The sequence below is a fragment of the Neoalteromonas facilis genome (genome assembly GCF_002807665.1).
In the GTDB taxonomy this organism is placed as follows: Bacteria; Pseudomonadota; Gammaproteobacteria; order Enterobacterales; family Alteromonadaceae; genus Alteromonas_E; species Alteromonas_E facilis.
Map to the genome: position 1 here is coordinate 454,723 of NZ_PEAY01000003.1, position 26,446 is coordinate 481,168.

General features: G+C 43.5%; 21 protein-coding genes. 8 read left to right on the forward strand and 13 right to left on the reverse strand.

Annotated elements, in window-relative coordinates; translation table 11 throughout:
- Positions 1 to 2: 2 nt before the first annotated feature.
- The 9 genes from CSH93_RS10380 to CSH93_RS10420 form a co-directional block, all read right to left on the reverse strand.
- Positions 3 to 1,325, reverse strand: a complete 1,323-nt coding sequence (locus tag CSH93_RS10380) for a nucleotide sugar dehydrogenase (RefSeq protein WP_240615571.1) — start codon at positions 1,323 to 1,325, stop codon at positions 3 to 5.
- 123 nt (positions 1,326 to 1,448) lie between these two features.
- Positions 1,449 to 2,231, reverse strand: coding sequence for a PEP-CTERM sorting domain-containing protein (locus CSH93_RS10385; RefSeq protein ID WP_100643167.1), 783 nt, complete (start codon positions 2,229 to 2,231; stop codon positions 1,449 to 1,451).
- Positions 2,232 to 2,374: 143 nt separating this feature from the next.
- Entirely contained in the window at positions 2,375 to 4,015 is a 1,641-nt protein-coding gene (locus CSH93_RS10390) for a serine hydrolase (protein ID WP_164078344.1), read from the reverse strand.
- Between the two features lie 334 nt (positions 4,016 to 4,349).
- On the reverse strand, positions 4,350 to 5,099 hold the full coding sequence (locus CSH93_RS10395; RefSeq protein ID WP_100643169.1) for an SDR family oxidoreductase: 750 nt from the start codon (positions 5,097 to 5,099) through the stop codon (positions 4,350 to 4,352).
- Positions 5,100 to 5,104: 5 nt separating this feature from the next.
- Positions 5,105 to 6,172, reverse strand: a complete 1,068-nt coding sequence (locus CSH93_RS10400) for a phosphotransferase family protein (RefSeq protein ID WP_100643170.1) — start codon at positions 6,170 to 6,172, stop codon at positions 5,105 to 5,107.
- On the reverse strand, positions 6,165 to 7,385 hold the full coding sequence (locus CSH93_RS10405; RefSeq protein WP_100643171.1) for an acyl-CoA dehydrogenase family protein: 1,221 nt from the start codon (positions 7,383 to 7,385) through the stop codon (positions 6,165 to 6,167). Before CSH93_RS10405 ends, CSH93_RS10400 begins: the two co-directional genes overlap by 8 nt.
- 550 nt (positions 7,386 to 7,935) lie before the next feature.
- The gene (locus CSH93_RS10410; RefSeq protein WP_100643172.1) at positions 7,936 to 8,541 is read right to left on the reverse strand and encodes a CCXG family PEP-CTERM protein; all 606 of its coding nucleotides are present in this window, start codon (positions 8,539 to 8,541) and stop codon (positions 7,936 to 7,938) included.
- Positions 8,542 to 8,738: 197 nt separating this feature from the next.
- The gene (locus tag CSH93_RS10415) at positions 8,739 to 9,317 is read right to left on the reverse strand and encodes a thymidine kinase (RefSeq protein WP_100643173.1); all 579 of its coding nucleotides are present in this window, start codon (positions 9,315 to 9,317) and stop codon (positions 8,739 to 8,741) included.
- Between the two features lie 211 nt (positions 9,318 to 9,528).
- Positions 9,529 to 11,772 (reverse strand): acyl-CoA dehydrogenase, encoded by a 2,244-nt coding sequence (locus CSH93_RS10420; RefSeq protein ID WP_100643174.1) that lies wholly within the window; start codon positions 11,770 to 11,772, stop codon positions 9,529 to 9,531.
- 365 nt (positions 11,773 to 12,137) lie between these two features.
- On the opposite strand from CSH93_RS10420, the gene CSH93_RS10425 reads away from it, so the two are divergent.
- The 3 genes from CSH93_RS10425 to CSH93_RS10435 are packed head-to-tail and all read left to right on the forward strand — an operon-like array spanning position 12,138 to position 14,755.
- Positions 12,138 to 12,947: an outer membrane lipoprotein-sorting protein gene (locus tag CSH93_RS10425; protein ID WP_205663281.1), complete on the forward strand. Its 810-nt coding sequence runs from the start codon at positions 12,138 to 12,140 to the stop codon at positions 12,945 to 12,947.
- 15 nt (positions 12,948 to 12,962) lie between these two features.
- Positions 12,963 to 14,204: a hypothetical protein gene (locus CSH93_RS10430; RefSeq protein WP_240615572.1), complete on the forward strand. Its 1,242-nt coding sequence runs from the start codon at positions 12,963 to 12,965 to the stop codon at positions 14,202 to 14,204.
- Between the two features lie 11 nt (positions 14,205 to 14,215).
- Complete coding sequence (locus tag CSH93_RS10435; protein WP_100643176.1) at positions 14,216 to 14,755, forward strand: outer membrane beta-barrel protein; 540 nt, start codon at positions 14,216 to 14,218, stop codon at positions 14,753 to 14,755.
- Positions 14,756 to 15,023: 268 nt separating this feature from the next.
- Here CSH93_RS10435 and CSH93_RS10440 read toward each other — a convergent pair whose 3' ends face one another.
- Entirely contained in the window at positions 15,024 to 16,382 is a 1,359-nt protein-coding gene (locus CSH93_RS10440; RefSeq protein WP_100643177.1) for an RNA-guided endonuclease InsQ/TnpB family protein, read from the reverse strand.
- A 68-nt stretch (positions 16,383 to 16,450) separates the two neighbouring features.
- On the opposite strand from CSH93_RS10440, the gene CSH93_RS18280 reads away from it, so the two are divergent.
- Both CSH93_RS18280 and CSH93_RS10450 read left to right on the forward strand, forming a co-directional pair.
- Positions 16,451 to 16,603 (forward strand): transposase, encoded by a 153-nt coding sequence (locus CSH93_RS18280; RefSeq protein ID WP_100643178.1) that lies wholly within the window; start codon positions 16,451 to 16,453, stop codon positions 16,601 to 16,603.
- Positions 16,604 to 16,882: 279 nt separating this feature from the next.
- Complete coding sequence (locus CSH93_RS10450) at positions 16,883 to 17,143, forward strand: DUF3081 domain-containing protein (protein WP_100643179.1); 261 nt, start codon at positions 16,883 to 16,885, stop codon at positions 17,141 to 17,143.
- Positions 17,144 to 17,179: 36 nt separating this feature from the next.
- Here CSH93_RS10450 and CSH93_RS10455 read toward each other — a convergent pair whose 3' ends face one another.
- Positions 17,180 to 20,272: a PAS domain-containing hybrid sensor histidine kinase/response regulator gene (locus CSH93_RS10455; protein WP_100643180.1), complete on the reverse strand. Its 3,093-nt coding sequence runs from the start codon at positions 20,270 to 20,272 to the stop codon at positions 17,180 to 17,182.
- Between the two features lie 339 nt (positions 20,273 to 20,611).
- Here CSH93_RS10455 and lpxL point away from each other — a divergent pair, with 339 nt between their 5' ends.
- Both lpxL and CSH93_RS10465 read left to right on the forward strand, forming a co-directional pair.
- On the forward strand, positions 20,612 to 21,538 hold the full coding sequence (lpxL, locus tag CSH93_RS10460; protein WP_420807253.1) for an LpxL/LpxP family Kdo(2)-lipid IV(A) lauroyl/palmitoleoyl acyltransferase: 927 nt from the start codon (positions 20,612 to 20,614) through the stop codon (positions 21,536 to 21,538).
- A gap of 53 nt (positions 21,539 to 21,591) precedes the next feature.
- The gene (locus CSH93_RS10465) at positions 21,592 to 22,200 is read left to right on the forward strand and encodes a TcpQ domain-containing protein (RefSeq protein WP_100643182.1); all 609 of its coding nucleotides are present in this window, start codon (positions 21,592 to 21,594) and stop codon (positions 22,198 to 22,200) included.
- On the opposite strand, the gene glnE is transcribed toward CSH93_RS10465, so the two are convergent.
- On the reverse strand, positions 22,201 to 25,086 hold the full coding sequence (glnE, locus tag CSH93_RS10470; RefSeq protein WP_100643183.1) for a bifunctional [glutamate--ammonia ligase]-adenylyl-L-tyrosine phosphorylase/[glutamate--ammonia-ligase] adenylyltransferase: 2,886 nt from the start codon (positions 25,084 to 25,086) through the stop codon (positions 22,201 to 22,203).
- Between the two features lie 110 nt (positions 25,087 to 25,196).
- Here glnE and CSH93_RS10475 point away from each other — a divergent pair, with 110 nt between their 5' ends.
- Entirely contained in the window at positions 25,197 to 26,105 is a 909-nt protein-coding gene (locus tag CSH93_RS10475; protein ID WP_100643184.1) for a DUF350 domain-containing protein, read from the forward strand.
- A gap of 5 nt (positions 26,106 to 26,110) precedes the next feature.
- Here the strand turns inward: CSH93_RS10475 and CSH93_RS10480 are convergent, their stop codons facing one another.
- Positions 26,111 to 26,416 (reverse strand): GIY-YIG nuclease family protein, encoded by a 306-nt coding sequence (locus CSH93_RS10480; RefSeq protein ID WP_240615573.1) that lies wholly within the window; start codon positions 26,414 to 26,416, stop codon positions 26,111 to 26,113.
- Between the last annotated feature and the right edge of the window lie 30 nt (positions 26,417 to 26,446).

Below are 26,446 nucleotides of genomic sequence, written 5' to 3' on the forward strand. Positions count from 1 at the left end.
TTTTACCAACATATACCTTGAAGATTCTCTGTGCTCGTAGAGGTCATTAATCCTGCCAAATCTAAAAGCTGTTTATCTGGCGGTAAATTCTCTATTACGCTCTTAAAATCTTGTTCTGGATTTCCGATAATAATTAGATCTGCGAAATCAACTACATCTTGTAAGTTTTGGCTTAACAGTCTCAACAAGTAAGGGAATGGGATATACCTTGAGAAGTCTTGGGAGTCGCTATTCAGGCCAATACTAGCATTCAAATTAGGATCAAATATCTGCAGATCGTATCCTTTACCCGTCAATATACTGGCTAGCTCTACTAGAGGGCTTTCTCGTAAGTCATCGGTTCCCGCTTTAAAGCTCAGTCCGAGCAAACCAATACGTGTTTTGCCGATTTTCTGTATATGACTGACGGCTTTGTAGATATGTTTGCGATTACTTTCCAGCACAGCGTGCAGTAGGGGAAGCTGAATATGCTGTCCTCGTGCTTCATGGTCAAGTGCACGTAAATCTTTCGGTAAACATGAACCACCAAAGGCGAAACCAGGCTTCATGTAGTATTCAGATATGTTTAACACCTTGTCCTTACATAAGACATTCATAACTTCGCGGCCATCAACGCCGAATGCTTTGGCAAAACTGCCTATTTCGTTGGCGAATGCGACCTTTGTGGCATGCCAAGCATTGCAGCTGTATTTAACCAATTCAGCAGATTCAATTGGCAACTGTATTAATTCACAAGGCGTATCAGAATAGACTTCTTCCAGTGTCAAAGCTGAGCGTTCGTCTAGTGCTCCAATCACCGTCATCGGAGGATTTTGATAGTCGTGAATGGCTGTCCCTTCACGCAAAAATTCAGGGTTGGAGGCAAGACCAAAATCTTTACCTGCAATTAAACCTGAAGACTTCTCTATGATGGGTTTAACGATGTTTATTAAGGTGCCGGGTAAAACGGTGCTGCGGATGACAATAAGGTGATAGGCATCTTTTTGGACTAATGCTTTGCCTAGCTCTTCGCACACCTGCTCAATGTATATGTAGTCTAAACCACCTTGCTTGTTTGAAGGCGTTCCCACACATATAAATGAAATGTCGGTTTGTTCTACAGCCTCTTCAAGATCTGAGGTTACGCTTAGGTTAGCAGTTTCTAGGACTTCTCTTTGAAGCATTTCAGCAAGGCCTTTTTCTACAATTGGAGAACGACCTTCTTTGATAAGGTTTAGCTTGGATGAATCATTATCAACACCGATAACCTTATTGCCATCATTAGCCAGACAAGTTGCGGATACTAACCCGACATACCCCATGCCTACAACGCTGATTTTTATCATTTTATGCGCATTCTTACTTTGACCCTAGTGAGTAGTATTCATGGAAATGACGGAGTAGTAAAGCATAGGCAAAAAAAAAGGAAGTCTGATGCGACTTCCTTTTTACCGGCTATATTAAGAATATTACGATGGTAAATTGTGTTTTCTAGTTTTGAGTGCTGTTATTCCGAACAACGCGACAACAAATAGCATAAGCAATATGCTGTTTGGCTCCGGTACAGAAATTTCTGTGAATGATTTAACTTGAGTCTCTAGTCGATCATCTCGGTCAGAAAAGGAAATGAAGTTTTTATGGCCCGGCGCTGCCCCTGAAATCACGAATTTCATAGAGAACAGGCCTGTAGAGGTAATCGAATCCCAAATGCCTCCCACTAATGATGCGCTATCAGACCAAAACCAACCCACGCTCGTGTAGTCACTGATAAATCCAGTAGTGCCAGGCGTCGCTACTTGACTAACACCAAAACGTTCAAATGCAATGGTCTCGACTGTTGAAAAATTTCCGAACTCGGCTTCATTCACGAATAAGAAGTTCTTGTTGGCGTGAAAACCATTTTCAACACCGTTCAAAAGATCATTGTCACCGTCCCACATGGTCAGGCGGATCGCAATTTGAGAAATACCGCCTGCTAACGCATCTAGCATCTCTTCATTAAACGCCAAAGCACCGATAGCGGTTTCGACATAACCTGAAGAATCTGTTGTTAGACCAACATGGGCAAGTTCTCTTTCTGAAATAAAACTAACGACGCGATTATTATTATTACCGACAATATCGATTACCGCTCCACCGAAATCGGGGATCGCAGCCCCTAAGTTGCCATACCCAGTTGGGGACGTAAGCAACAGGCTTGCGTGTGTTGAAAAACACATTATTGATAGCGCAAAAGCGATGACCTTGTACATCTTTACTACCTAATTCTTATGACTCTACCGAAGATGATACCGCTAAAGGTCTGTGCTGATATATGGCATTTTCCGCCAATATCGCTATTTTTTGTTATTTTTTTTCATACCTTTGTATCGGTCGATTATACCTCAAATAAATGCTATTCCAGAGTTATTTTTTCAAAATACATATCTCGCCATTCATGATTGGTCTGAGGTTCAGTGTCAAAAGGGGTTAAACGGAACCCACTTACAAGGTTGTGTTCATCAATTGCATAATGAATGAATGCGTCATCTGCGGCATTTTGGTTATCCCATTCAATCACCCACGTATGATTATCAAAAGGACGCAACGTGCCGGTAAGGGTAGGCATGCGCTCTGAGTTAATGCGCATGATGTTGTCATGTGCGACGACATGCATTTTGCCAAACCACACATCTTGAAAATGACCGGTATAAGCCACCGGATCTAAAAATACCTGGCCCGAGCCTGAAGGTTCACCGTGAGAGGTTTTATACTCCCGTTCACGTCTTGTTCTTTCAGCTTGAAATACCTCTACCCAATTATGCTGCTCAACGTTAGGTAAAAAATAGCGCAGTACGGTTTGCATCACAGCGCTTCGTAATGCTGAATTAGATCCATTATTTAAGATGACAACCCCAATGTCTTGTTCCGGAAGTAATGCCACATATGCCTGAAAGCCGGATAGCGTGCCGGTATGAGAAATGACCCTATGGTTTTTAAGATTGCTAATGCGCCATCCCATGCCATAGGCTTTCAGGACAGTTTCGTCCCACTCTTTGTCAAAGTCATCGACTGGCAATAGTGTCTGCGGTGTCCATAAAGTATTTAATTGCTCAAAAGAGATGAGTGGATGGTTTTTATCAATGCCTATTGAGACATCTACAGGTGCAGCGCCCGACTTATTCAATTGCAACATAAACTGAAGCCACTTACTCATTTCTGCTGCGTTGCATACCAAACCGCCAGCCGCAGCCGATGCCAGTGCTTGTCGCTTAATAGCATTGCGCGGAATCGGATAAATGCCGATTTCTGAGTGAAAGCCATAGGGTTGCGCGGATTGCTGTAGCGCTGACTCTGGAACATCTCCTGCGAAGCACTGCATATTAAGAGGCGCAAAAATGTGTGTATCCACATATTCGCTCCAGTCTTGCTCTACAAGCTTAGCAACAACCTCTGCAGCAGTGATATACATTACGTTGCTGTATGCATACTGGGCACGAAAGCTATATTGAGGCGTTAAGAAACGCAGGTTGTTGACTATTTCTGTGCGACTAAAAGACGCTGGTTCTGGCCACAGCATTGCGTCACCTGCAAATGCACCCAATCCGCTGCGATGCGTAAGTAAATCTCGAACCGTCATTTCACGGGTTACGTAAGGATCATACATGCGAAATTCGGGCAAGTGATCGATAACGCGGTCATCCCAATTGAGCTTGCCTTGAGCGACTTGCATTGCGACTGACGTAGCGGTAAAGGCTTTACTGGTTGAAGCTAAACGGAAATAAGTGCTAGCTGTTACGGGTGACAAAGAATTGAGATCGCGGAACCCAAACCCTTTTTGATAGAGCACTTTTTCGCTGTTGACTATAGCTATTGATAGTCCTGGAGTGTTGAACGCTATAAGCGCTCTTGGTATGACGTTTTCTAATGTTGTTTCTAGATTTCTTTTTGCTGTGGTTGGTTTTGCCAGTGCAATTGAAGCGTTAAAAAGTGGCAATGCTACACAGCCTAGAACCAAGCTGAATAATACGTTCTGAATTCTTGTTGAAACGTTCATGATACGGCCCTTAACTGCTTGCAAAGGGAACATGGATTGGGCTGGATACAACGAACGCCCTTGAATGTGATCTAGACATGTACTGCATAAATATCGCTCCAATTAGCAATAGTATGGTTGCACTTAGATTGTCTGTCTATTCTCTAAAGCTAAATGTTTTGTCGGTAAAGTCAGTCCGTTAAAAGCAGCATGTGGATCAAAAAAGCACAGCATTGTGCTGTGCTTTGTCAGGAGAATCGATTGCTGCCTCAAATCCAATCAATTTAACATTGGTTAAATGATGATGAGTAATAGATAGATAAACACATAATCGACCGCAGTGTAGTGTGAAATGTCAGCTCATTTTAGCCAGCATAGATAGTGGTGCTATTTTCATTAATCGATAAAAAAGTGCCCATGGCCATGCAGGCACATAGCTGTTTGCCGATTCTTTCTCAATTGCTTTTACGATAGCTTTGCAGCCGGTCTCTGTATCAACCATAAAAGGCGTGGCTTTCACCTTTTCATTAATTTCGCTTCGAATGAAACCGGGGTGAATGGTGGACACACTTATGGGTGTGTTCATCAGGTCAATTCTAATCCCTTCAGTCAGAGACGTTAATGCCGCTTTGGTGGCGGCATAAACTGTCAAAGCTCGACGGAATCCTCGAGCCGCACTTATCGACGATATGGTAACCAGGTGGCCTTCATTTTGTTCTCTAAAAATACCGACGGCGGACTCACACTGTGCAAGCGCTGAGACAAAGTTTGTGATGGCCGTTTGTTTATTGGCGTAAAAATAACCTGTACCAACAGAGGCACCTTTTCCCATACCCGCATTGACGATCACGCGGTCTAATTGTCCAAATTCGTCCCGAAATTCATTAAAACAGGAAAAAACAGCGTCGTGATCGTCTACATCGAGAGGTTTTACAATCACTGTTATGTTGGGGTTAATCGCCAGCAGTTCCTGTTTCAATTCGTTTAAACGTTCAATCCGTCGTGCGCAAAGTCCAAGATTGCGCCCCATTTTGGCAAATTCTATTGCCATTCCTCGCCCAAGGCCTGAGCTTGCACCTGTAATAATAATATTTTGTCGCTGCATATAAATTATCCTGCTGATTTTATAATTTTGTTGCACCGGCGGATCAGGTAATGAACGAAAAACCAATAGTGTTTGTATGCCGGATTGCGTGTTTGTTTATGATGGTATCGGAAGTAAATTTGCTGCGCGATAGCGGCAAGACGAAATAGTCCATACACTTCGTAGAATGCAAAGTCGCTCGCCTTGTGTCCTGTTGCGCCACAATAGTAGTCAATTACCTCTTGACGAGACATCATCCCAGGCAAATTAGTGGGTTGCTTACGCGTCGTCTGCATTAGCTTATCATCACCCGCTTCAACCCAATACGCCAGCGTATTGCCCAGATCCATAAGGGGGTCACCAATAGTGGCGAGCTCCCAGTCTAAGATTCCAATTATAGTTGTTGGCTGTTGCGTATCCAAAACAAGGTTATCAAAGCGAAAGTCATTGTGGGTAATACACAAGGCTTCACTGGTCGGCGTGTTTGATTCTAGCCAACTCATAACACGTTTTGCTCGAGGGACATTCCACGTGCGAGCTTGTTGGTATCGTTTGCTCCAGCCTTCAATCTGTCTTTGAGTGTAGCCAGCGCCTTTGCCCAGATGAGAAAGGCCGGCTTTTTCGTAGTCGACTTTATGTAATGCGACTAAGGTATCGATAGCGTTTTGACATAAGCGTGATACCTCATTTTCCGATAAGTGCAGGCTTTTTGGTAAGTTACGTCTCGGTATGATGCCGTTAAGCTTCTCCATGACGTAAAAATCACTGCCAATAACTGTAGGGTCTTCACAATAACCATACATACTGGGCACCTGTGAGAATACAGGCTTTAAGTCGCGCTGAAGGTCGTGCTCACGTTTCATATCGTGAGCACCTTTAGCTTTTGTGCCGTCTGGGGCTCGACGTAAGATCAGTTCTCTATCATCAAACGTCAGACAATAAGTCCAATTCGATACGCCGCCACTGTATTGAGTGACCTTTGGCGTGCCGGTCAGTCCATCAACGTGTTGACTTAACCATGGCACCAGTAGCGTTAAATCCAGTTCCTCTCCCTGTCGGACAGTACCTGCCGTATCTATCAGAGGACTAGGCATAGCGCTTCAATTCTAGTCGCGTGACCATACCTTTGTGTACTTCATCTGGGCCATCAGCTAGTCGCAATGCGCGAGCCCCGGCAGCAAATCTCGCCAATGGGAAGTCATTGCACATTCCAGCTCCACCGTGGATCTGAATCGCCATATCGACCACTTGCTGCAACATATTGGGTACAACAACCTTAATTGCCGATATGTCGACCATGGCATGTTTAACGCCGAAATTATCTATTTTCCAAGCTGCATTTAACGTCATTAAACGCGCCTGTTCTATGAGCATTCTCGCGTCAGCAATGCGTTCGCCATTCCCACCAAGCTTAAGTAATGGTTTACCAAATGCGACCCGCGACAAGCCACGCTTAATGGCAAGTTCTAACGCTTTTTCTGCCATGCCAATGGCGCGCATGCAATGGTGGATCCTGCCAGGTCCCAATCGACCTTGGGCGATGGCAAAGCCTTTGCCAGGGCCTACTAACAAATTACTGCGGGGGACGCGCACATTTTCAAATACCATTTCACCATGACCATAAGGGGCATCGTAGTCACCATAAGCCGTCAGCATACGGTCAATAGTAATCCCAGGTGTGTCGAGTGGTACGATAACCATACTATGTTGATTGTGACGGTCATTCTCAGGGTTAGACAGACCCATAAAAATAGTGACTTTAGCATTTGGGTGTCCCAGTCCTGTCGACCACCATTTACGACCATTAATGACGATTTCGTCATCGCCGATGGCAATATCAGCTTGCATATTCGTTGCGTCTGATGATGCTACTTGCGGCTCAGTCATACCAAACACTGAGCGGATCTCGCCATTTAATAACGGTGTCAGCCATTGCGCTTTTTGGGCCTCATCACCAAAGTGATAAAGCACTTCCATATTGCCAGTATCCGGCGCGTTACAGTTGAATATTTCAGGCGCAAATAAACAGCGTCCCATTTGTTCAGCTAATGGTGCATACTCTAAACAACTTAGTCCTTGGGCTAGTTCATCATCGGGCAAAAATAAGTTCCACAATCCTTCAGCTTTTGCTTTTTCTTTTAGCGCTTCTACTTTCGGGTGCAGTTGCCACGTTCGCCAGTCACCATGATTATTGTGCTCATGCAGGAAGTCATACACTTCATTTTCAATTGGCTCTACATGCGATTGCATAAAGGTTTTGACGCGAGCTAGATAGTCTTCACATCGGGCGCTGTAACTAAAGTCCATAATAACCTCACGGGTATGCTGAATAGTGTTATAAGGATATTCTATGGATACGGGTTAGTTAAATTACTTGTAATGATAAATGTTCAACGCGAATGGATTATGAACGCCATAGGATGAGCTTGTTAATTTTTATTTAACTGATTGATAGTTAATGTCATTTAATTTGTGTTGCCGAATATTTTGAGAAGGGTATTTTTTGAAGTGTCGCATTTGCGACAATTCTCTAGTGGCAGTCCTTAGTATGAACATTGATAAGAACATCAATACTGGGTTCGTTTTAATGCTTCATTTAATTTCGCTCTGCGTTGGCTTATCTTTTACACGAAAGCTGTTGACCGGATTTCTGAAATTAAAGATAAGGCAGGGCAAATTTGAATGGGTGGTAAAAGTGGAAGCGTTCATTCATTATCATTCTGACCAATCCTAATAATTGAATTGTTTGATGTTTTCATAAAGAAGTCCTCTTTATGTCAACGTATTTCAGGACGGGACATTCAAAGACAAAAAAGCCGGCAATGATGCCGGCCTTTTTTTCTTAAAGCATATTCGATTAAAGCTTTCTGCGAGACATACCTAAGCCAAATAGCACTAGGCCAAAAAGCGCTAATGTTGAAGGCGTTGGTACTGCAGTGTAAAGGTTTGAAGTAGACAAAACTAAACGATCGCCGCCGTCTACTGAGAATTCAAAGCTGTTACCGCCGCTGTTTGAGCCTTCTGCCCAATAAACAACGATTTCGTTTGAACCGACTAGGAAGTTTAAGCCTTCAATTGACATAACATCACCATTTGACCAGCTGCGTCCCCACCATAGGTCTTCTTCACGTTCAGTCAACAATGAACCGTTCACAAATACTTCTGCACCAAAACCCGCGTCTAAGCCAGCAAAAAGGTTGAACAGAATGTCACGCGTGTTAGGCACGGTGATTGTCATTTTGAAAATCGTTTGGTTGTTCGCACTGCCGTTATATAACAGAGTTGCTGTATCGATGCTGTCAGATGTGATATCACCAGCAGACAAACCCGCCCAGATGGCAGCTAAATCAGCATTAAAAGTACCAACGTTAACATCTGCATGTTCAACGGTAATTAGTGAAGCCTGCGCACTGAATGAGGTCGCTACAATTAGGCTGAATACTGCAAAAAACTTCTTAAACACTCTTTTACTCCAAAATCTTAGAATGTAATTGACTTAACAGTCCCAAGCATTTTTCATGCCTAAAATAATTCTCATATATTACAGTTAATTACAGATGTAGGTTTTTAGAGTGTAAAAATAGCTGACAGAGTGAAAATGCACGTTTGCTGTTATGAATTGGTCTTCTTCTCGTTAAGATAAACAGGAGAAACTCCTGCTTAATCCCAAATTAATGCTTTAAAGTGTTTTCTACACATGGATTCGTATCGATCATTTCCACCTATCTGCACTTGCTCGCCTGCGCGCACAGCGTTGCCATGTTCATCCAAGCGAACGACAAAGTTAGCTTTGCGGCCGCAATGGCAGACAGTTTTTAATTCAAATAACTTATCGGCCCAAGCAAGCAAGTAGTGGCTACCTTGGAAAGTTTCACCGGCAAAGTCTGTGCGAAGCCCATAGGCCAACACAGGAATATCCAGCTCATCGACCACATCAATTAAATCTTTCACTTGTTGGCGTGAGAGAAACTGTGCCTCGTCAATGAAAATACAGTCGATGCGGCCATCTTGCAGTTGTTGTTGAACATCCGCAAATAAATTAGTTTCAGCGTTGAACAATCTTGCTTCTGCTTGCAATCCTATACGCGAGCTGACTTTACCAATGCCATAACGATCATCAAAAGCGGCTGTATAAATGAGCGTACGCATGCCGCGTTCTTGGTAGTTATAGGCTGATTGCAGTAACGATGTGGATTTTCCCGCATTCATCGCGGAATAGTAGAAATAGAGTTGGGCCATGGTCTTTGGTCTTTTTTTTGCAGGGATTATACGGGAAAAGTTTCAACGATCCAGCGAGAGGAGTTATGCGCCGTAGAATTTGGCTAGCTGGTTTGGCTGTGAACGACACCTCTTCATCGTTTTGCAGTGTTCTCGAGGTTTCGCCAGTGACTTTCGATAAAAAAACGGCTCTAAATAGAGCCGTTTTTGTTTTTACTTTAACGTGAACTTGTTATGCAGCGTTTGCCGCGCTATCCACTTTCGTTTCACCTGGCTGGAGCAGGTTTAAGTCAAAGTCGAATTCATCAACGCGCACTGCAAGCTTGCGTTTCGCATCATAGCTTAACAAAGCAGCATGCTCGTCTTGCGTCAGCTCACCTTTTTCTAGCAATGTATTAACCGCATTCTCGAAAGAGATAAACGGTACCACTGGTGCTTTACGCAATGCTTTTTGCACTTTACCCAATAATGGCATAACAGCGTGCTTCGCTTTAAACGCTTGCTCGTTGATATCGTTACCATCACCAGGTTGAGTAACCACCAAGTGCGTAAGTTGCGCTTTAATACTGCTATCCTGCAATGAAGCTGCCGCCAACTCTCTCACCAGATCATCAGAAATCTGACTTACTGCTGTTGAGTAGGTGTTGGTTAACATGCGCATCAAGTAACGAGTTGCTGTATTCGGGAAGTTTCCAATGAAATCAACCAAGGCTTTCTCAGCTTGTTGCAATGACCACTGCACGGCATATTCAAAATAAGGCTGCGCTTGCTTGCGATCTTCTACACGCTGCTCATAGAAGCGGATGGCTGCCATTGAGGCATACAGATAGCTCATGATATCGCCTAAACGGGCAGACAATAGCTCAGCTTTCTTAAGGTCACCGCCTAATACGAGTAATGATAAGTCAGCAAGAGGAGCAAGTTTCGCTGACAATGCATTTAAACGTTTTTCATACTGACGTACTTCAGGTAAAGCAGATTCAGTGCTACGAAGGAATGGTAAATACGCGTTAACTTTACTGCGCAGTGCATTCTTAACACTAAACTTAACTGTTTTAGCCAGAACTTTGTTGAATTCGCCATCGGCTGACTTGTCGTCGCTGTGGATCAAATCAACCATTTCTTTCAAGTGTGGGTGACAACGCATTGCGCCTTGACCGAAGATCATCAGGCTGCGCGTTAGAATGTTTGCACCTTCTACTGTGATAGCGATTGGCAATGCTGAGTAACCGCTTGCCAAGGTGTTCTGAGGACCGCGCTGAATGGCTTTACCTGCCTGAACGTCCATGGCCGAGTTCAATACGTCGCGACCTAATTCAGTCATGTGGTACTTGGCCATCGCTGTGATAACAGAAGGCTTCAAACCTAAACCTAATGCTTCGGTGGTTAGTACACGCATAGACTCGAGTAGGAACGTTTTACCAGCAATGTCTGCAAGCTTGTCTTGGATACCTTCAAAACGACCGATTGGTACACCGAATTGTTCGCGTACAAATGAGTATTCAGCGGTAGACTTAAATGCTGATTGTGCTGACGCAACGCCCATCGCTGGTAATGAAATACCTCGACCTGCGCCAAGACAGCTTACCAACATCTGCCAACCACGACCGATGTTCTTTTGGCCACCAATGATGAAATCCATTGGGATGAATACGTTCTCACCACGGGTAGTGCCGTTGTAAAAACGCACGCCCATTGGATCATGGCGGTTGCCCAATTCAACACCAGGGTGATCTTTTGGCAGAAGCGCACAGGTGATACCAAGTTCAACTTTGTCACCCAGTAATCCATTTGGATCAAATACTTTAAAGGCAAGGCCTAATACTGTCGCAATTGGCGCAAGGGTGATGTAACGCTTGTCCCAGGTTACCGACAAACCAATAACTTCTTCGCCGTTATATTCACCTTTTGTAACTATCGCCGCATCAGGAATAGAACCTGCGTCTGAGCCCGCTTCTGGACTGGTTAGGGCAAAACAAGGAATGTCTTGACCTACCGCCAGACGCGGTAACCAGTAGTTCTGTTGCTCTTCTGTGCCATAGTGCATTAATAACTCACCAGGACCCAGAGAGTTAGGGACCATAACGGTTACCGCAATGGCGCCGCTTTTCGCTGCTATAGTCGCTACGATAGTAGAGTTTGCATATGGACTGAATTCAAGACCACCAAATTTCTTTGGAATGATCATTGAGAAGAATTTGTTCTCACCAAGGAACGTAAGAATTTCTTGTGGAATATGGTCGCTGTTTTGCAATTCAAAATCATCAACCATCGCCATTAACGTTTTAACAGGGCCATCAAGGAAAGCCTGTTCGTCGGCGCTAAGCGTCGCTTTTGGAATGTTACGTAGTACCTGCATGTCAGGTTTACCACGATAAATCGATGATTCAATCCAAACATCACCCGCGTCAAGCGCTTCTTGCTCGGTTATTGAAATTGGAGGTAATACTTTTTTTAAGCTTGTTCTGATGCTCATTTTCACTCATCCGCTCATCTGACCAGTTGTGATTACATACTACTCCAATTTTCTAGAAGATCAAAACTTGCTAATGAATTGATCACCATTTGTTATCAAAAAATGAACGAAATTAAATATAAGTTGTTGATTTTTAATAAATGTGTCCGTATGAAATAAAATACGCAAGTATTGCTGCTGATACCTATTTGTGAAGTTTTGTTTACGCATTAGAGGGCTTAAGTAACAAAAAGGTCTAAATCCTTACACCCTTGCTGCATGCTAAATACCAAATAAGCAGTAAAAGCTCAGCATAATTGGACTTATGCCGTTATTATTAATAGATAAATTTAATGCGTGGTTTGCACTTTCTGAAGGAGATCAGAATGATCAAAATCATGAGCTCAAATAAGTACAGAGCAGCAGTAGCTTTGCTGGGTGGCGTACTTTTGCTTGGAACCAGTGCTATTTCTTTTGCGGATGAAGCAAGAGGCTTAGAAATCTCAAAACAACGTAAAGCCGCCGATACGGGGTGGGGAGACTCTGAAGCGGCTATGCGTATGATTTTACGTAATGCGCAAGGGCAGGAGTCTGTTCGCGAAATAAGGGTTAAGTCTTTGGAAGTACCCAATGACGGCGATAAAGCGCTAACCATATTTGATGTACCGAGAGATGTTAGCGGCACGGCTTTTTTGAGTTTCAGTAAAGCGTTAGAGCCTGATTTACAGTGGATATACTTGCCTGCCTTAAAGCGTGTAAAGCGTATTAACTCTAAGAACAAGTCAGGTCCTTTTATGGGCAGTGAGTTTGCCTTTGAAGATATGACATCGTTTGAATTGGCAAAATACACCTTTAATTATGTTGGCGATGACACCTTAGATGGGCGAAAGACATTTATTGTTGAACAGATCCCTCAGGATGAAAATTCAGGTTATACGCGCCAGAAAGTGTGGATTGACCAAGAGCACTATTACGTTCATCAAATAGAGTTTTATGATCGAAAAGATGCTCTGCTCAAAATCCTCACCTTAGAAGATTACCGTTTGTATAAAGACAAATACTGGCGAGCGATGAAATCTGAAATGTTTAATGAGCAAACTTATAAGAGTACCGTTCTGCTGGTTGATGATTTGAAATTCGATGTCGGCTTGCAAGACGATGATTTCGATAGCAACAAACTCAGAAATGTGCGTTAGTGAGGTCAACTATTAATGACTGCTAGGATGCTAAAAACCACCTTTATGATGCTTGCAATCACTTCAGCGCCGCTGTTGGCTAGTGAGTTTGAAATAAGCGGTGAGGCAGGCATAGAAGAACGCTATTTTTTAGAAGATTCATTGCTTGATGCACAGGAGCGCACGCAAGGATCTATTTATGTACAACCAGAGTTCTTTTACAGTTGGAATGAAGGTGATGACCGTTTAGTCATAAAACCGTTTGCACGAATTGACCAGCATGATAGCGAACGCACGCATGCGGATATGCGCGAATTCCACTGGCTGCATATGACGCAAGATTGGGAGTTTCTGGCGGGCGTAAGTAAAGTCTTCTGGGGGCAAACGGAATCGCTACATTTAGTTGATGTGATCAATCAAACCGATTTTGTTGAGTCAGTCGATGGCGAAGATAAGCTGGGTCAACCGATGCTAAGCTTCTCGTATTTTACTGAGCAAGGTCGCTTTTCTGCCTTTGTTTTACCGTATTTCAGAGAGCGCACGTTTGCTGGTCTTGATGGCCGTGTGACCCCACCGTTTCTGATTGATACCGATAACCCTCTTTATGCTTCAGAAGATGAACAATCTCATCTGGACTACGCGCTACGTTGGCAACAAACTTTCGGTAGCGTTGATTTAGGTGTTTCATATTTTGCCGGCACAAACCGGGATCCTTATCTTGCACCATCGATAGACGTTGATACAGGCCGAGTGAAATTCCAACCGTATTACTCACAGATCCAGCAAGTGGGGATCGATGCCTTAGCAGTGGTTGATGCGTGGTTATTCAAATTCGAGGGTATATACCGTAAAGATGACCAAGATAATGTGCCGGTTGGGCTAGAACCTCAGGTTAAAGATGACTTCTTTGCTGCTGTGGCAGGATTTGAGTATACCCAAGTAGGTGTGTTTGGGACTCAATACGACTTAGGTTGGTTGATGGAATATCAATACGATGAGCGTGAAGAAACGGCCTTTGTGTTTGGTCAAAATGATCTAATGGTTGGATTCCGTATTATTGTGAATGACGTGGATGGAACCGAGTTTCTCATCGGTATCGTGCAGGACTTAGAGAATGCCAACAGTTATACTGGATTCATTGAAGCGTCTAGCCGGATCACTGATCAATGGCGTTGGAAGCTTGATGGATACTTTTTTGCCAGCGATGTGATGAATGATCCGCTATTCTATATTCGCAGAGAAGACTTTATTCAATTAACGCTGGAATATTATTTTTAAAGGAATTGATTATGTTGCGTAAATTAGCGTGCTGCAAAATAGCCGCATTAGCACTATTAACCTCATTCAACAGCGTTGCGACAGAGCGCATGTATGGCGTGATCAGCGCTGGTTATGCGGATTCTGAATTCGCCCAATATTCAGACGGCGGTGTTGCCTATAAACTAGCCTTGGGGCATCAGTTTCATCCGCAATGGTATGTTGAAGGTGGATTCCAGCGCATAGCTGATGATGCCGCAAATGCTACTGATCCGATGAACGGCCTTGAAGGTGATGCGCTCTTTGTTTCAGTGCTCGGTAAAGCTGGCTCGAAAGATGGAGAGTTATTTTATCGTGTGGGTGTTATGCGGGCTGACTTAACTGGCAATCGCGTATTGGACGATATTATAGAGCCGTATGATGACGGCGTAATGGCTGGTATTGTGGGTGTAGGCTTTGACTGGTTTGTGGGCTTAAATACCATGGTTAGATTTGAAGTTGAATATATTGGCGGTGAAGATGACTTTCAATCGAGTGCTGCTTATGTAGGGTTACGCTACAATTTTAACTAAGCACAGCTAAGTTGCCTTCATATTGCGTGTGAAGTGATATGAAGGCTTTATTCTTTTCTACTTCTACTTCTACTTCTACTTCTACTTCTACTTCTACTCCCCAAATTGTTGCAGAATATTGTTAACGCAATAGCAGACAAGATTAGCGCTACATTTTTATTTGAGAATGCAGGTAAATTCACCAAGGCGTGTGCTTTGTCATATACTGTGTAATGATTCGATGTTTGCATGTAGTGAACTACTTGTGAATGAATTCACGAGCTTCTAACTAAGCCGCAAAGCTCAGTTGTCTTTTTTGACGTTTCTTAGCACGCACAATCGCTGGTTTTGATTGTGTCTTGTTGCCAAATTCGCGTCCGATATCAGATGATGGCTTTAATAAGCCTTTGTCCGACAACTCTGTTCCAGAGTCCAAAATAAGATTAATTGCTCGCTTTTTAATAACCGCGCTCGCGTTATTATCAGCATTGTCAGTATATTCGCACAGAGTACATTTAAATAGAGATTGACTCTTTCTGTTGTCTGCGTGAGTGTGGCCGCAATTAGCACACTCCTGACTGGTTTTATAGGGGGAGATATAGAAAACAGCCTTACCCGCTTTCTCTGCTTTATATTCGGTAAATGATTGGATAATGTGCCAGCCTACCTCTAAGATGCCTCTGTTAAGCCCTGATTTCTGCTTTACATTTTTACCGTGTTGCTCAGCTGAGCCTTTTGCACTTCGACTCATATTTTTTGTTTTTAAGTTTTCGAACACAAGCACCGACTTATTGCTGCTCACCATTTGATGACTGGCTTTATGGGCAAAGTCATGGCGAATATTAGATTGCTGTGATTTCTTACGAGCAATCCTCGCACTTGTTTTTGAATATCGCTTCGAACCTTTTTGTTGCCTAGCCAGATTTCTTTGCAACTGTTTGATGTGGCGCTCATGGCCGCACATTTTCTTAATTTGCTCTGGCGTATAATTAATCTCTTTTTCACCAAATTGAACAGGTCTTTTGATGCCGCGATCTATGCCAATTACTTTACTTTCTAGCTGCTCTCTCGTTTCGCCTTTTAAGTGCTTAAAATGATCTTCGCGAAGATAATCATTTAGAACACCATCCTCGTAACAAAAAGACACCGACCAGCGGTCATGATTACGTTTGATGTATATGGATTTTGGGATTTCAAACGAACGATGGAACTTAACGTTTAATATGCCTAGCGGTTTTGACTTAGTGCCTATCTCTAACACCCAGCGGTTATCTTCTTTAAAAAGCTTAAAAAGTTCCTTTGTTAAATGAACGCTACCTTGATTTGATGCTCGCTTATGTTTTGGTCTACCGCAGACTCCCTTAATAAATTTTCGGTACGTATTGTACCAATTTGTAGTCCCGTTCCTTAGTATTTGACTTGGACAGTCATACAACCAAGGGGAAAGCGCTTTATCTTTATATTGGGAGTAGGATTGATTAGGCTCTGCGTAAGTGCCAACAGGTAGGTATTTTTTAGCAAAAGTTCTTAGATAAAGGTCTTCATCGCATTTCGCATTCCAAATAAATCTCTGGCAGCCTTGCCATTGGCGCAATGTTTTTACTTGCTCCAAAGTAGGCTTTGCCTGAAATTTAATCCCCGTTATCATAAACTTAAATGTGCACTGTATATATAAACAGTAATATAGCGTGACGAGCCACAAGGTCAAGTAAAAGCATGAACGTCTTGCATTTGGTTTTCGTTACAAAATGCAGACGTCCAGTTTTTAACTCGGAAGCGTTAGCTTTTTGCGAAGACTTGATGCGGGATGTTTGCTTTTCTAACAAGGTGGTTTTACACGAACTTAATTGCGAGCCTGACCATGTGTAATTTATGGTACAAATTACACCTACTATTGCTGTTTATTCCGTTATCAAAGAAGCTAAAGGGGTTTTTAGCCGCAGGTTAAGAGAGCGTCACTGTGGTAGAATTAAATAGTTTCGATCGGGTAAGCATTTTTGGTCTCTATCATATTGCTGTATTAGTAGCGGATGAGCCACAATAGAAAAAAATCAGAAAGTACATCAAATCACAAGACTGCCCGTCTTGACTTGGTAAAAAATCACCTAGATTGCTACGGTCAGTATTGAATACACATATGGAGAGGATATGAAGAACGAAATTGACAGTCGTTTTGTATTATCGGTGTTTGAGAAAATTAAACAGCATGGTGAGCAAGCTGATGATGCCTATCTACTTGATGGTGTTAAAGCCTATACAGATTTCGACGGTTATACGGTTTTCATTGAAGACGCATTGGTGAAGTTGCGCTTTGGGTTTCACAATCAATATCATTTTGATTATGAAAAATCGGAACACATGGAAGATTTCGAGCGCAAATTGAAACATATCGAGGCGTCATACGAATAGCAGTATAAAGGTTGTGCCGGGCATTCTAAATAGACGCTAAATATCGTAGTGATTGACTGGTTGCATAGCTTGTTCGAGTGCGCGTTTCAGCTCCTCGAACAATATAGGCTTAGCCAAGTGGGCGTTCATTCCACAGGCTAAACATGCCTGGATGTCCTCTTGTCGTGCATTTGCAGTAAGCGCAATAATGGGGATCGTGAGTGCTTTCTCGACATCCATTTGTCTTATACGAGAAGTTGCTTCAAACCCATCCATTTCCGGCATCTGACAATCCATCAAGATGGCGTCAAAGGTGTCTATATCAGTAATCAGTTGCTCTAGCGCCTGACGACCGTTTACAGCAAGCGCATGTTGTACACCCAGTTGGGTAAGCATCTCTGTCGCAACCACTTGATTGATAGGGTTATCCTCAACCAGTAATACACGCATGTGAGACAGAGCACTATGTGCAGCGTCGTCCAGCGAATGGGGTTGTTCAGACGAATCTAATGTGCGGAGAATGTCCACTAAAGGCGTACCGGAGTTAAAACAGTGTCGTATCCCTAACTCATTGCAAATAGCGTTATTGGAAACCATGTCGTCATCGTCAATAAAAATACAAGACTCTGTTTGCAATAACCCTTTATGCGAGAGTGTTTTGATAAGTTCAACTCCAGCCATGCCTTCTAAGGTTTGATATATCACCATACTGAAATGATTGTTGTCAGCAATTTGAACTTTTATCCATTGTATTGCTTGGGGTGCAGAATTAAGCACAGTTAAGTTGAGAGGGTGACTTAACGCCAACTCTTGCCATTGCGCGATCACAGTGGGTTCGTTACACAGTAACAACAGATTAATCGTGTGCTGATGCACTGAATTGCCTAGTCCTGCCTTTAACGGGATATGCAGGGTGAAGGTTGAACCTTTACCCAATTGGCTCTCGACCGTTATATTCCCTCCGAGTAAAACGGCGAGCTCTTTACAGATAGACAAACCCAAGCCAGTACCTCCCCGAGAACGAGTCGAGCTGCCATCGACTTGAGTAAACTTATCAAATAGCGTTGAGATAGCGTCCTCTGGTATACCGATACCAGTATCCGACACGGAAAATAATATGTCGTTGTCATTGTGTTCAACATTCAGACTAATAACGCCCATATCGGTGCATTTGAGCGCATTACTTATCAGGTTCATTATGATTTGACGGATCCTGACAGGGTCGGTTCTTATCGCCGCAGGTAACTCGTCATCGATATGATATTCAACCCTAACCGGTTGTTGCCGCTCTTTTATTTGAGCGCGAGTGTTGTCCACGATATTCATGATCAAAGGCTGGAGCTCAAGTGTTTGTTCCGTGATCGTGAGCTTTCCGGCTTCAATTTTGGATACGTCCAAAATGTCATCAATGATAGACAGCAAATTAGTGCCACTGGCGGCTATAAGGTTTGTATATTCCTGTTGTTTAGATGAAAGCTCCGTTTTTGACAATAACTGGTTGATGCCCAAAACACCGTTCAGAGGGGTACGTATTTCGTGGCTCATATTGGCAAGGAACTGGCTTTTGGCTGCACTAGCAGCTAATGCTTTTTGTTCAGCTTCTTTTAATTCGGTAATGTCTTGAAATGCGCCGTGAAGTCGAACCGGCTGAGCATTTTTATATTCCGCATAACCCACAGCCCTGACCCAGATCCGGTTGCCTTTTGCAGTGATAAGGGGCAATTGTTCATCCCATGAACGCCCTTGTTTAACCGCTTTATCTACCGCATTGGCGATAGTATCTCGTGCTTCAGGTGCATAAAAGTGAATCGCTTTATCGACGGAAATTTCGCTATTTATCGGTAATTCGTGAATGCGATAGACTTCATCAGACCACCACAATCTATTATTTACAATGTCTAATTCCCATGCGCCAAGTCGCGCTATCTCCCCGGTTGTCTCCAACAAACGGTTAATTCTAAATACTTCCCGCTCAGCAGCCCGTTGTTCGGATATATTGCGCCCTAACCAGACCAGGCCTACATCATCTTGGTTACTACCCGCAATGGATGTCACTGTTAATTGAACTTCAATACTATGGTTGTTTGAGCCATTGAATGATGTGTCGAGAGTCATTGGTTCTAAAACAACGGCTCGCTTTAAAGCAAACAGAAGGTCAGGGGTATCAGCACTGGGGCTTAGGTTTAAGTGTTCCTTTAAAGCGAGCAGGGCGTCTTTACTGAGTAATTCAAACGGCGTCGTTTGACCGACGAGGTCAACTGCATGACATTGCAGCGATTGAGTCGCGAACTGATTAACTAAGGTTATAATGCCTGCAGAATTGGTTGAGACCAGAAATATAGGTGCACTATTTAGCATTGCCCGCTGCAAATTACTGGTTTCAACCAGATTTCGTTCTAGTTGCTTGTGCTCGGTAATATCCGTTAATGAGCCAATAAACCCACACTCATTTTGATTACTCTGATAAGGCTGGAAATCGGCTATGGCCCAAAATTCTCGTCCAGACTGTGCATAGAGTAAAAGCTCTCCTGAATAATGACTCTTAATATTCATGGCTTGTTGAATTCGGCCTAATTCAGTTAGCCCAGTATTCCTTCCGGCTAAATCTAATATGGTTGGATAGTTGGCATCAGATAATTCGATTAGGCGCGAAAATGCTTCGTTTGCCCATGTAATCTTCAGTGTGTCATCAGTAATAAACAGAGCGCTATTGGATTGTTGCGAGAGTAACTGCAATCGTTCTTTGTCAGCTGAGAGTTGATTTTTTTCACTGGTAAGTCCTTCTTCTCGCTGGTGGTGTTTAGTTGTTTCCGTCACCGTAACAATAACGTTCTGGCCATTGTGTGAAGGGGTCAAGTTCACACTGATATAGAAAATATGTTGATCTGCGTGTAATGCGGGAAAACTATTGCCTTTCCCCATTTCTCTCGCGCGCCCTTTGGCAAAAAACGATGTGATGTGTTGAAGATGGCTTTTACGAAACTCTACGGGGAGCAACTGTTCAATGTTCGCTTTTACCAGTGAATCAGGCTCGTATCCGAACATGGTATGCGCGTAGCTATTGGCAAATAGCACGATACCTTGCGGATCGACGACTAAAATGCCACAAGCAGTTTTTTCTACGATTTCGTTAAGTAGCTTTGTATCCAAAGCAAATGATTCCTTTCCAGTACATCATGGGCCAGACAGTGATAAATAGTCCTCACCGCCTTATTTGAATGAAGTATAGACTAAATTGCAAGGTGCAGAATGAGTTGTTAAAGGCGCATCGGAATTAACTGCCTTTGCGTCGGCGGCTTTGGTTTTCGTGGTTTGATTGCGGGAACCATTTCAGCATAATTGAGACATTGCTTTTACTTCACGCTTTGTGCAACGAGCCTGATGTTAGTCGCGCTTTCAGTGAACTCAAGGACCTATTTCTTGTGAACCTTTTGAACACAAGACATCACATGATATTCTTTGCACTAAATTCATCAGTTAGTTGTGTTTGTGTCTAAAGTTAAAGCTCCTTCATTTCAATGGCGTTTTTTGCTCCCGCAATTTTGGTTGGTGTGGATAGGTATCATTTTGCTTTACCTTATCAGCTGGCTACCGTTACCCGTGTTGCGTCAGCTGGCTAAGTTCAATGCATGGTTACTAAGCAAATTGGTTCGCAAGCGCGTTGATGTTGCGCGTCAAAATCTTGCGTTAACTTTCCCGGATATGAATGAAACAGAAAGAGAAGTTTTACTTAGACAGCATTTGCAATGTGCGGGGATGGCGATTTTCGAAACTGCATTGGGCTGGTGGGCACCTGCGTGGCGGATCAAACGTATGGGTAGCGTAGAAGGTTATGAACACGTTGAAGCTATCCTGAAACAAGGGAAAGGTGTATTTGGCTTGGCGATCCACAATATGAATTTGGAAGTGGGCTGCAGAGTATTGGGTTATCAGCATCCAAGCGTAGGATTTTACAGAAAGCACAACAATCCATTAATTGATTACATGCAATATCATGGGCGCAATCGTTCGAACAAATACATGATCCACAAGCGCAATGCCAAAGCTTTAATACAGGCGCTTGAAGAAGGGGAACTTTGCTTGTATTTACCTGACCAAGATTATGGGAGAGGGCAAAGTATTTTTGTACCCTTTGGTGGAGTAAAGGATGCAGCTACCACCACAGCGACATTAATGTTCGCGCGACGGGCAAATTGTGTTCCGCTATTGATAGCACCACAATACACATCAAAAGGCTATACAGTAAAATTTTATCCACCAATGCCCGATTTTGCCGATAAAGAAGATGTAGAGGCTTTGACGGATTTGAATAAGCAGATAGAGAATATCGTTAGAGAACAACCGGAAAGTTATTTGTGGATGCATAAACGATTTAAAACACGCCCCCACGAAGATGATCCTAGTTTGTATAAATAGACTTTTGCTGTTGGTAAGTACTTGCTATATGTTCAGCGGAATTGGTAGGTTTAATGAAGACAACATCAAACACATTGTTTTGGGTAAAGCACTTGGGGTTGGCAATCGCATTGATTGTTATCGCTGTGTTTGTGGTTACTCTGCAAGATGAAGTTGTCCAAGCCCCCGAGCCTGAAGGCGCGCCAGCTAAGCGCTCCGTAGCCGCTGGATTAAGTAAGTTTTATCAAGATTTCCGCATGAGCTCTAATGATCCTATCAAGGAAGATGTCGGAGACTTCGTTATGGAAGTAGCCCAAGATGAACAGCCCTTGGATGCTCGTTTAGAATACATGACCAGTGAAGCCCGACCGGTCAGTGGTCGTTGGGTGGGTGAAAAAAAGTACCGGACGTTTAAGGCGGGTAGTACATTGCGGGAAGCCATTTCCAGTTTTGCCCAGCAAGAGGGTATGCAGGTTATTTGGGACCTTGATCAGGACTTTGTGGTGAAGCATCAGTTCCAAATGGATACCACTATCGCCAGTGCCGTCAAACAAATATCTAATGCGATTGATAGTAATTTTATCGGTGATGTACGCGGATATGTATGCCCTAAGCAGCGCACCCTTGTTATAACTGCAACAGAGTCAGAATACGTTAAAGCCAATTGTGTGGTTGCTAACTAGTTAACACAATTCGGCAAACTGTGTCTGAATGTATTCTCTGTGAGCACTTAACGCCTGAGTATCAGGTGTGAATGACTGACTTTGCAGGTTGGTTTGATGTATTGCTTGGCGCATTTCAAGATAAGCACTCTTTAACTTCTCTCCCATTTCCTCTGGAATAACATGAGCTTGCACGGCAGAGTCGATTATGCGTAAGTTATCTGGCCAATCGGTTAAGACAGGGTGTAAGTGTGCCTGACTAAGCACCCAATATTGCGTCATAAACTCGATATCGGTAATGCCGCCGTGGGCCTGTTTAAGATCAACCCCAGAATCTGAACTTTTCAGTAAGTGTTCGCGCATTTTTTCACGCATTTCTTTGACATCGTTAAGGACTGTGTTGGGGTCACGAGGAGCGCAAAGAATGGTTTTTCGAATGCGTAAAAACGCGTGCTGTAGGGCTGCAGGTCCCCACACCGGACGCGCCCGCACTAACGCTTGATGCTCCCACGTCCACGCATTTTCTTGTTGATATTCGGTAAAACTATCAATGTGACTGCAGAGTAAACCCGAATTGCCATTTGGTCGAAGGCGTAAGTCAACTTCGTAAATGTTGCCAAGTACCGTGGTCGTACTCATAACATGCATGATGCGTTGAACCAGCTTAACGTAGAATTGAGTGGCGCTGACCGGTTTTGCGCCATTAGTTTGGGTACTGGGCGCAGCATCATGTAAAAAGACTAAATCGAGGTCAGAACCATAGCCCAACTCTAATCCGCCAAACTTGCCATAGGCGATAACGCATAAGCCAGAATTCTCAACGCTTTTCCCTTCAGGCTCTCCATAGCGTAAGCTGATGTCGCGCCAAGCACTGCGGATCACGCTATCTAACAGTATTTCGGCTAACGCGGTTAGGTGATCGCTGACCGCATTAGTGGGTAACGTATGGCATACGTCAGATGCCGCTATGATCAACTGCTGGCACAATTTAAATTGCCGCCAGCTGTTCATTAATGCTTCAAGATCGTCAGGGTCAACGCGTAATAAGGACTGCTGCAATTGACTGCTAAAATCAGCCCGTATTTCATCGATACTATTTGGGCGTTTTGCTAAATAGGTGGGATCTAGCAGTTCATCTAGCAGTAATGGAAAGCGAGAAATCTGAGCACTGATCCACTCACTTTCAGCACTGAGCACAAACAACTGATGACGCGCAGCATGGTTTTCCAGCAGTAAATCGAGGTATGCGGTACGCCCTGCAATACTGCAAATGATGGTACTGATATTGGTTAAGGAGAATCGATGCGTCTGGTCTCGTAAAATATCGAACAAAATGGCAGGCATTAAGCGATTAAGTACATCTACGCCGCGCTGTCCCATCGGAATTTTGCTTAAGCGTTGTTTTAAGTTTTCAGTATCATTAAACAGTTGTAGGACCCGTGAACTATCGGCATATGGGCTTAATAGTCGCTGCCAATCGTGTTCATTGAGTTCTAGCGCCCACAAATCTTCACTTAACGCATAAATAGGATCTGTCTGATCGATAGACTCTTCCGGTGTTTCCATCAGTTGGTGAAAACATTGATTGATGCGCAACTGCGCTTGTTCAATAGCTTGATAACAATCTGTCCATTGTCGAAACGACAACATATTAATAAGTCGCTGTTGATTAATTACTTCATCGGGTAGCTGCTGGGTCTGCTCATCATTTATTTGTTGTAGACAGTGTTCAACCTTGCGTAAAAAGTAGTAATCAGAGAGTAGTTCTTTGGCTTCAATTTCATCGAGTAAATTGCAGGTTACTAAGCCTCTACTCGCTTCCTCCAAAGCAGGCGTTTGCAAAAGAGGGTGTTTACCGGCGTGAACAATTTGCATGCTTTGAATAAAGAATTCGACTTCGCGTATGCCGCCAGAGCCCAGCTTGATATTATTGACTAAGCGCTTCCGTCGCACTTCTTTCTCAATCATCTGCTTCATACTGCGCAAAGATTCAAGCGCAGTGAAGTCTACATAACGTCGATAGACAAAAGGGCGTAACAGCTCCATGAGTTGCTGAGAATATTCTGATGCAGGGTTAACAACGCGCGCTTTTAACATTGCGTAGCGTTCCCAATCGCGACCCTGTTGTTGATAGTAGTCTTCGAGGGCAGAAAAGTTGGCAACCAATGGGCCACTATCGCCAAAAGGCCTTAAACGCATATCGACGCGATAGACGAAGCCATCAGCAGTGACCGTATCGAGTGAATAGATAATGCGTTGTGCCAATTTGGTGAAAAACTGCTGATTTTCAATGGATTTCCGCCCGCCCGATGTATGGCCCTTTTCAGGGTAAGCGAAAATCAAATCAATATCAGAGGAAAAGTTGAGCTCTTGCCCGCCTAATTTTCCCATGGCAAGTATGCATAATGGCTGTTTGTGGCCTTGTGAAGTAACAGGCTCACCATACCGAGCGCTAAGTTGTGCGTATTGCCAGTTATAGGCTGCCATTATCAATACATCAGCCAGCAACGAAACTTGGCGTAAGGAGACCTGAATGGGTTGGTTCTGCACAAGGTCACGCGCCGTTATGGTGGCAAGCATGCAACTGCGAAATACACGCAGCAGTTTTAATAAGTCTGATTCGTTGCTCGGATTACCAACCGTGTCGCTCAGCAATTGCTCGAGTTCAGCAGAAATTGTGGCGTTATCACCTGCCAGCTTTTCGTTGTGTTGATGTCGTGAAATAAAATCTACGGCACTCGGAAATTGATAGCAAACACGTCGGACAAAGTTACTTAAACTGAACAGCCGTGCCATTGCTTGTATGTCGTGAGAGACGTATTCGCCTGATAAGGATTGCTCTAACCACTTTACATCTTCATGATATTGTTGCGCTAAACTTGTGTCATTTGGAAAATTGGTTGGCATAATTAAAAAACAAAGCCCACGATGCGATTGGATGCCAGTGTGTCATATTCAATCAGTGGGAAACAGTAATAAAACCCACAATTTCGCAGTTGCGATAAGCAAAGGTCATCATGGAAACATTGGTAAAGTTAAACCCATTACCCGCAGATTTATGGATTTACTTGTCGATTGATTTAAGTATCGCTTTGATACTGCTATTCCTCGTTCGCTGGTTGTCTGGCCGCGTCACCGGAATAAGCGTGACGCACGAATTAGGCAACAAGGACAATTTTGCCTTTGGGATCAGCATGGCTGGGCGCATGTTGTCATTGTGTATAGTTTTAGGCTCCGTGGTAGGGCGCCATGTAGGGCAAGGTTATGAGAGTGCCGCAGTGGGCATGTTATTATTCGGTTTGATTGGTATTGCATTGGTGAGATTTGGACGCTTTTCTCATGACAAACTGGTTCTGAACCGATTAGACAAAGATAAAATGATCGATGAAAAAAATGTCAGCGTAGCGCTAGTTGACGCTTCCAGTGCGATTGCCAGCGCGATCATGCTCAAAAGCATGTTGCAGTGGGTACAAGGGACTGACATGAATGCCATTATCGCTATAACCTCAGGTTTTATCGTAGTGTTGGTGGTGCTGCTATTAATGACTCGTTTTTATGAAATGCGCTTTGCCAGCAACAACCAGAATGATTCATTCCAAAAAGTATTATGCAAAGGTCATATGGCGGCGGCGATTGAGCACTCAGGTAATTTGATCGGGACTGCGTTAGTGGTTTCTACCGCGTCGATCCTCTTGCAATACGATGCACAAACTTATGTCAGCAATGTCACCGGATGGTTAATCGCGAGTTTAGGATTAGCCATTAGTTTGTTGATATTGGTAACCGTTGCTAAACGCGTTGTGTTAGCCGGTTTGAATTGGTCTCAAGAAGTGGATCAGCAACACAACATTGGTGTTGCCGCGATACAGTGTGTATTGAGTGTGGGTATAGCGTTTATCGTAGTCGGTGTGTTTACCTACTCATAACGCATCTATAACGACGGAATCGATCCTTGCCCGCGAATAATCGCCAATTTGGTTGTGCGGGTTTGTTTTTTTATCCATATCTCTACTTTTGAGGCCTGCGAGCGATTGCCAATCATTTGGCTAAATTTAAGCGTGAGGGGGTCTTTACCACGCAATGCTTTCGCAGACTTCGCGCTGTTACTGCAATGCTCCTTAAAGCGCCTTTCAACGTCGGTTGTTATGCCGGTATATAAGTGTCCTCGATTATTCTCAATCATATACACCCACCAGTGATGTGGTTCGGGCTTCGAGGCTGATTTTTCTTTATTCACTGGTATACTCTGCGGCAACTATTGTTTTCA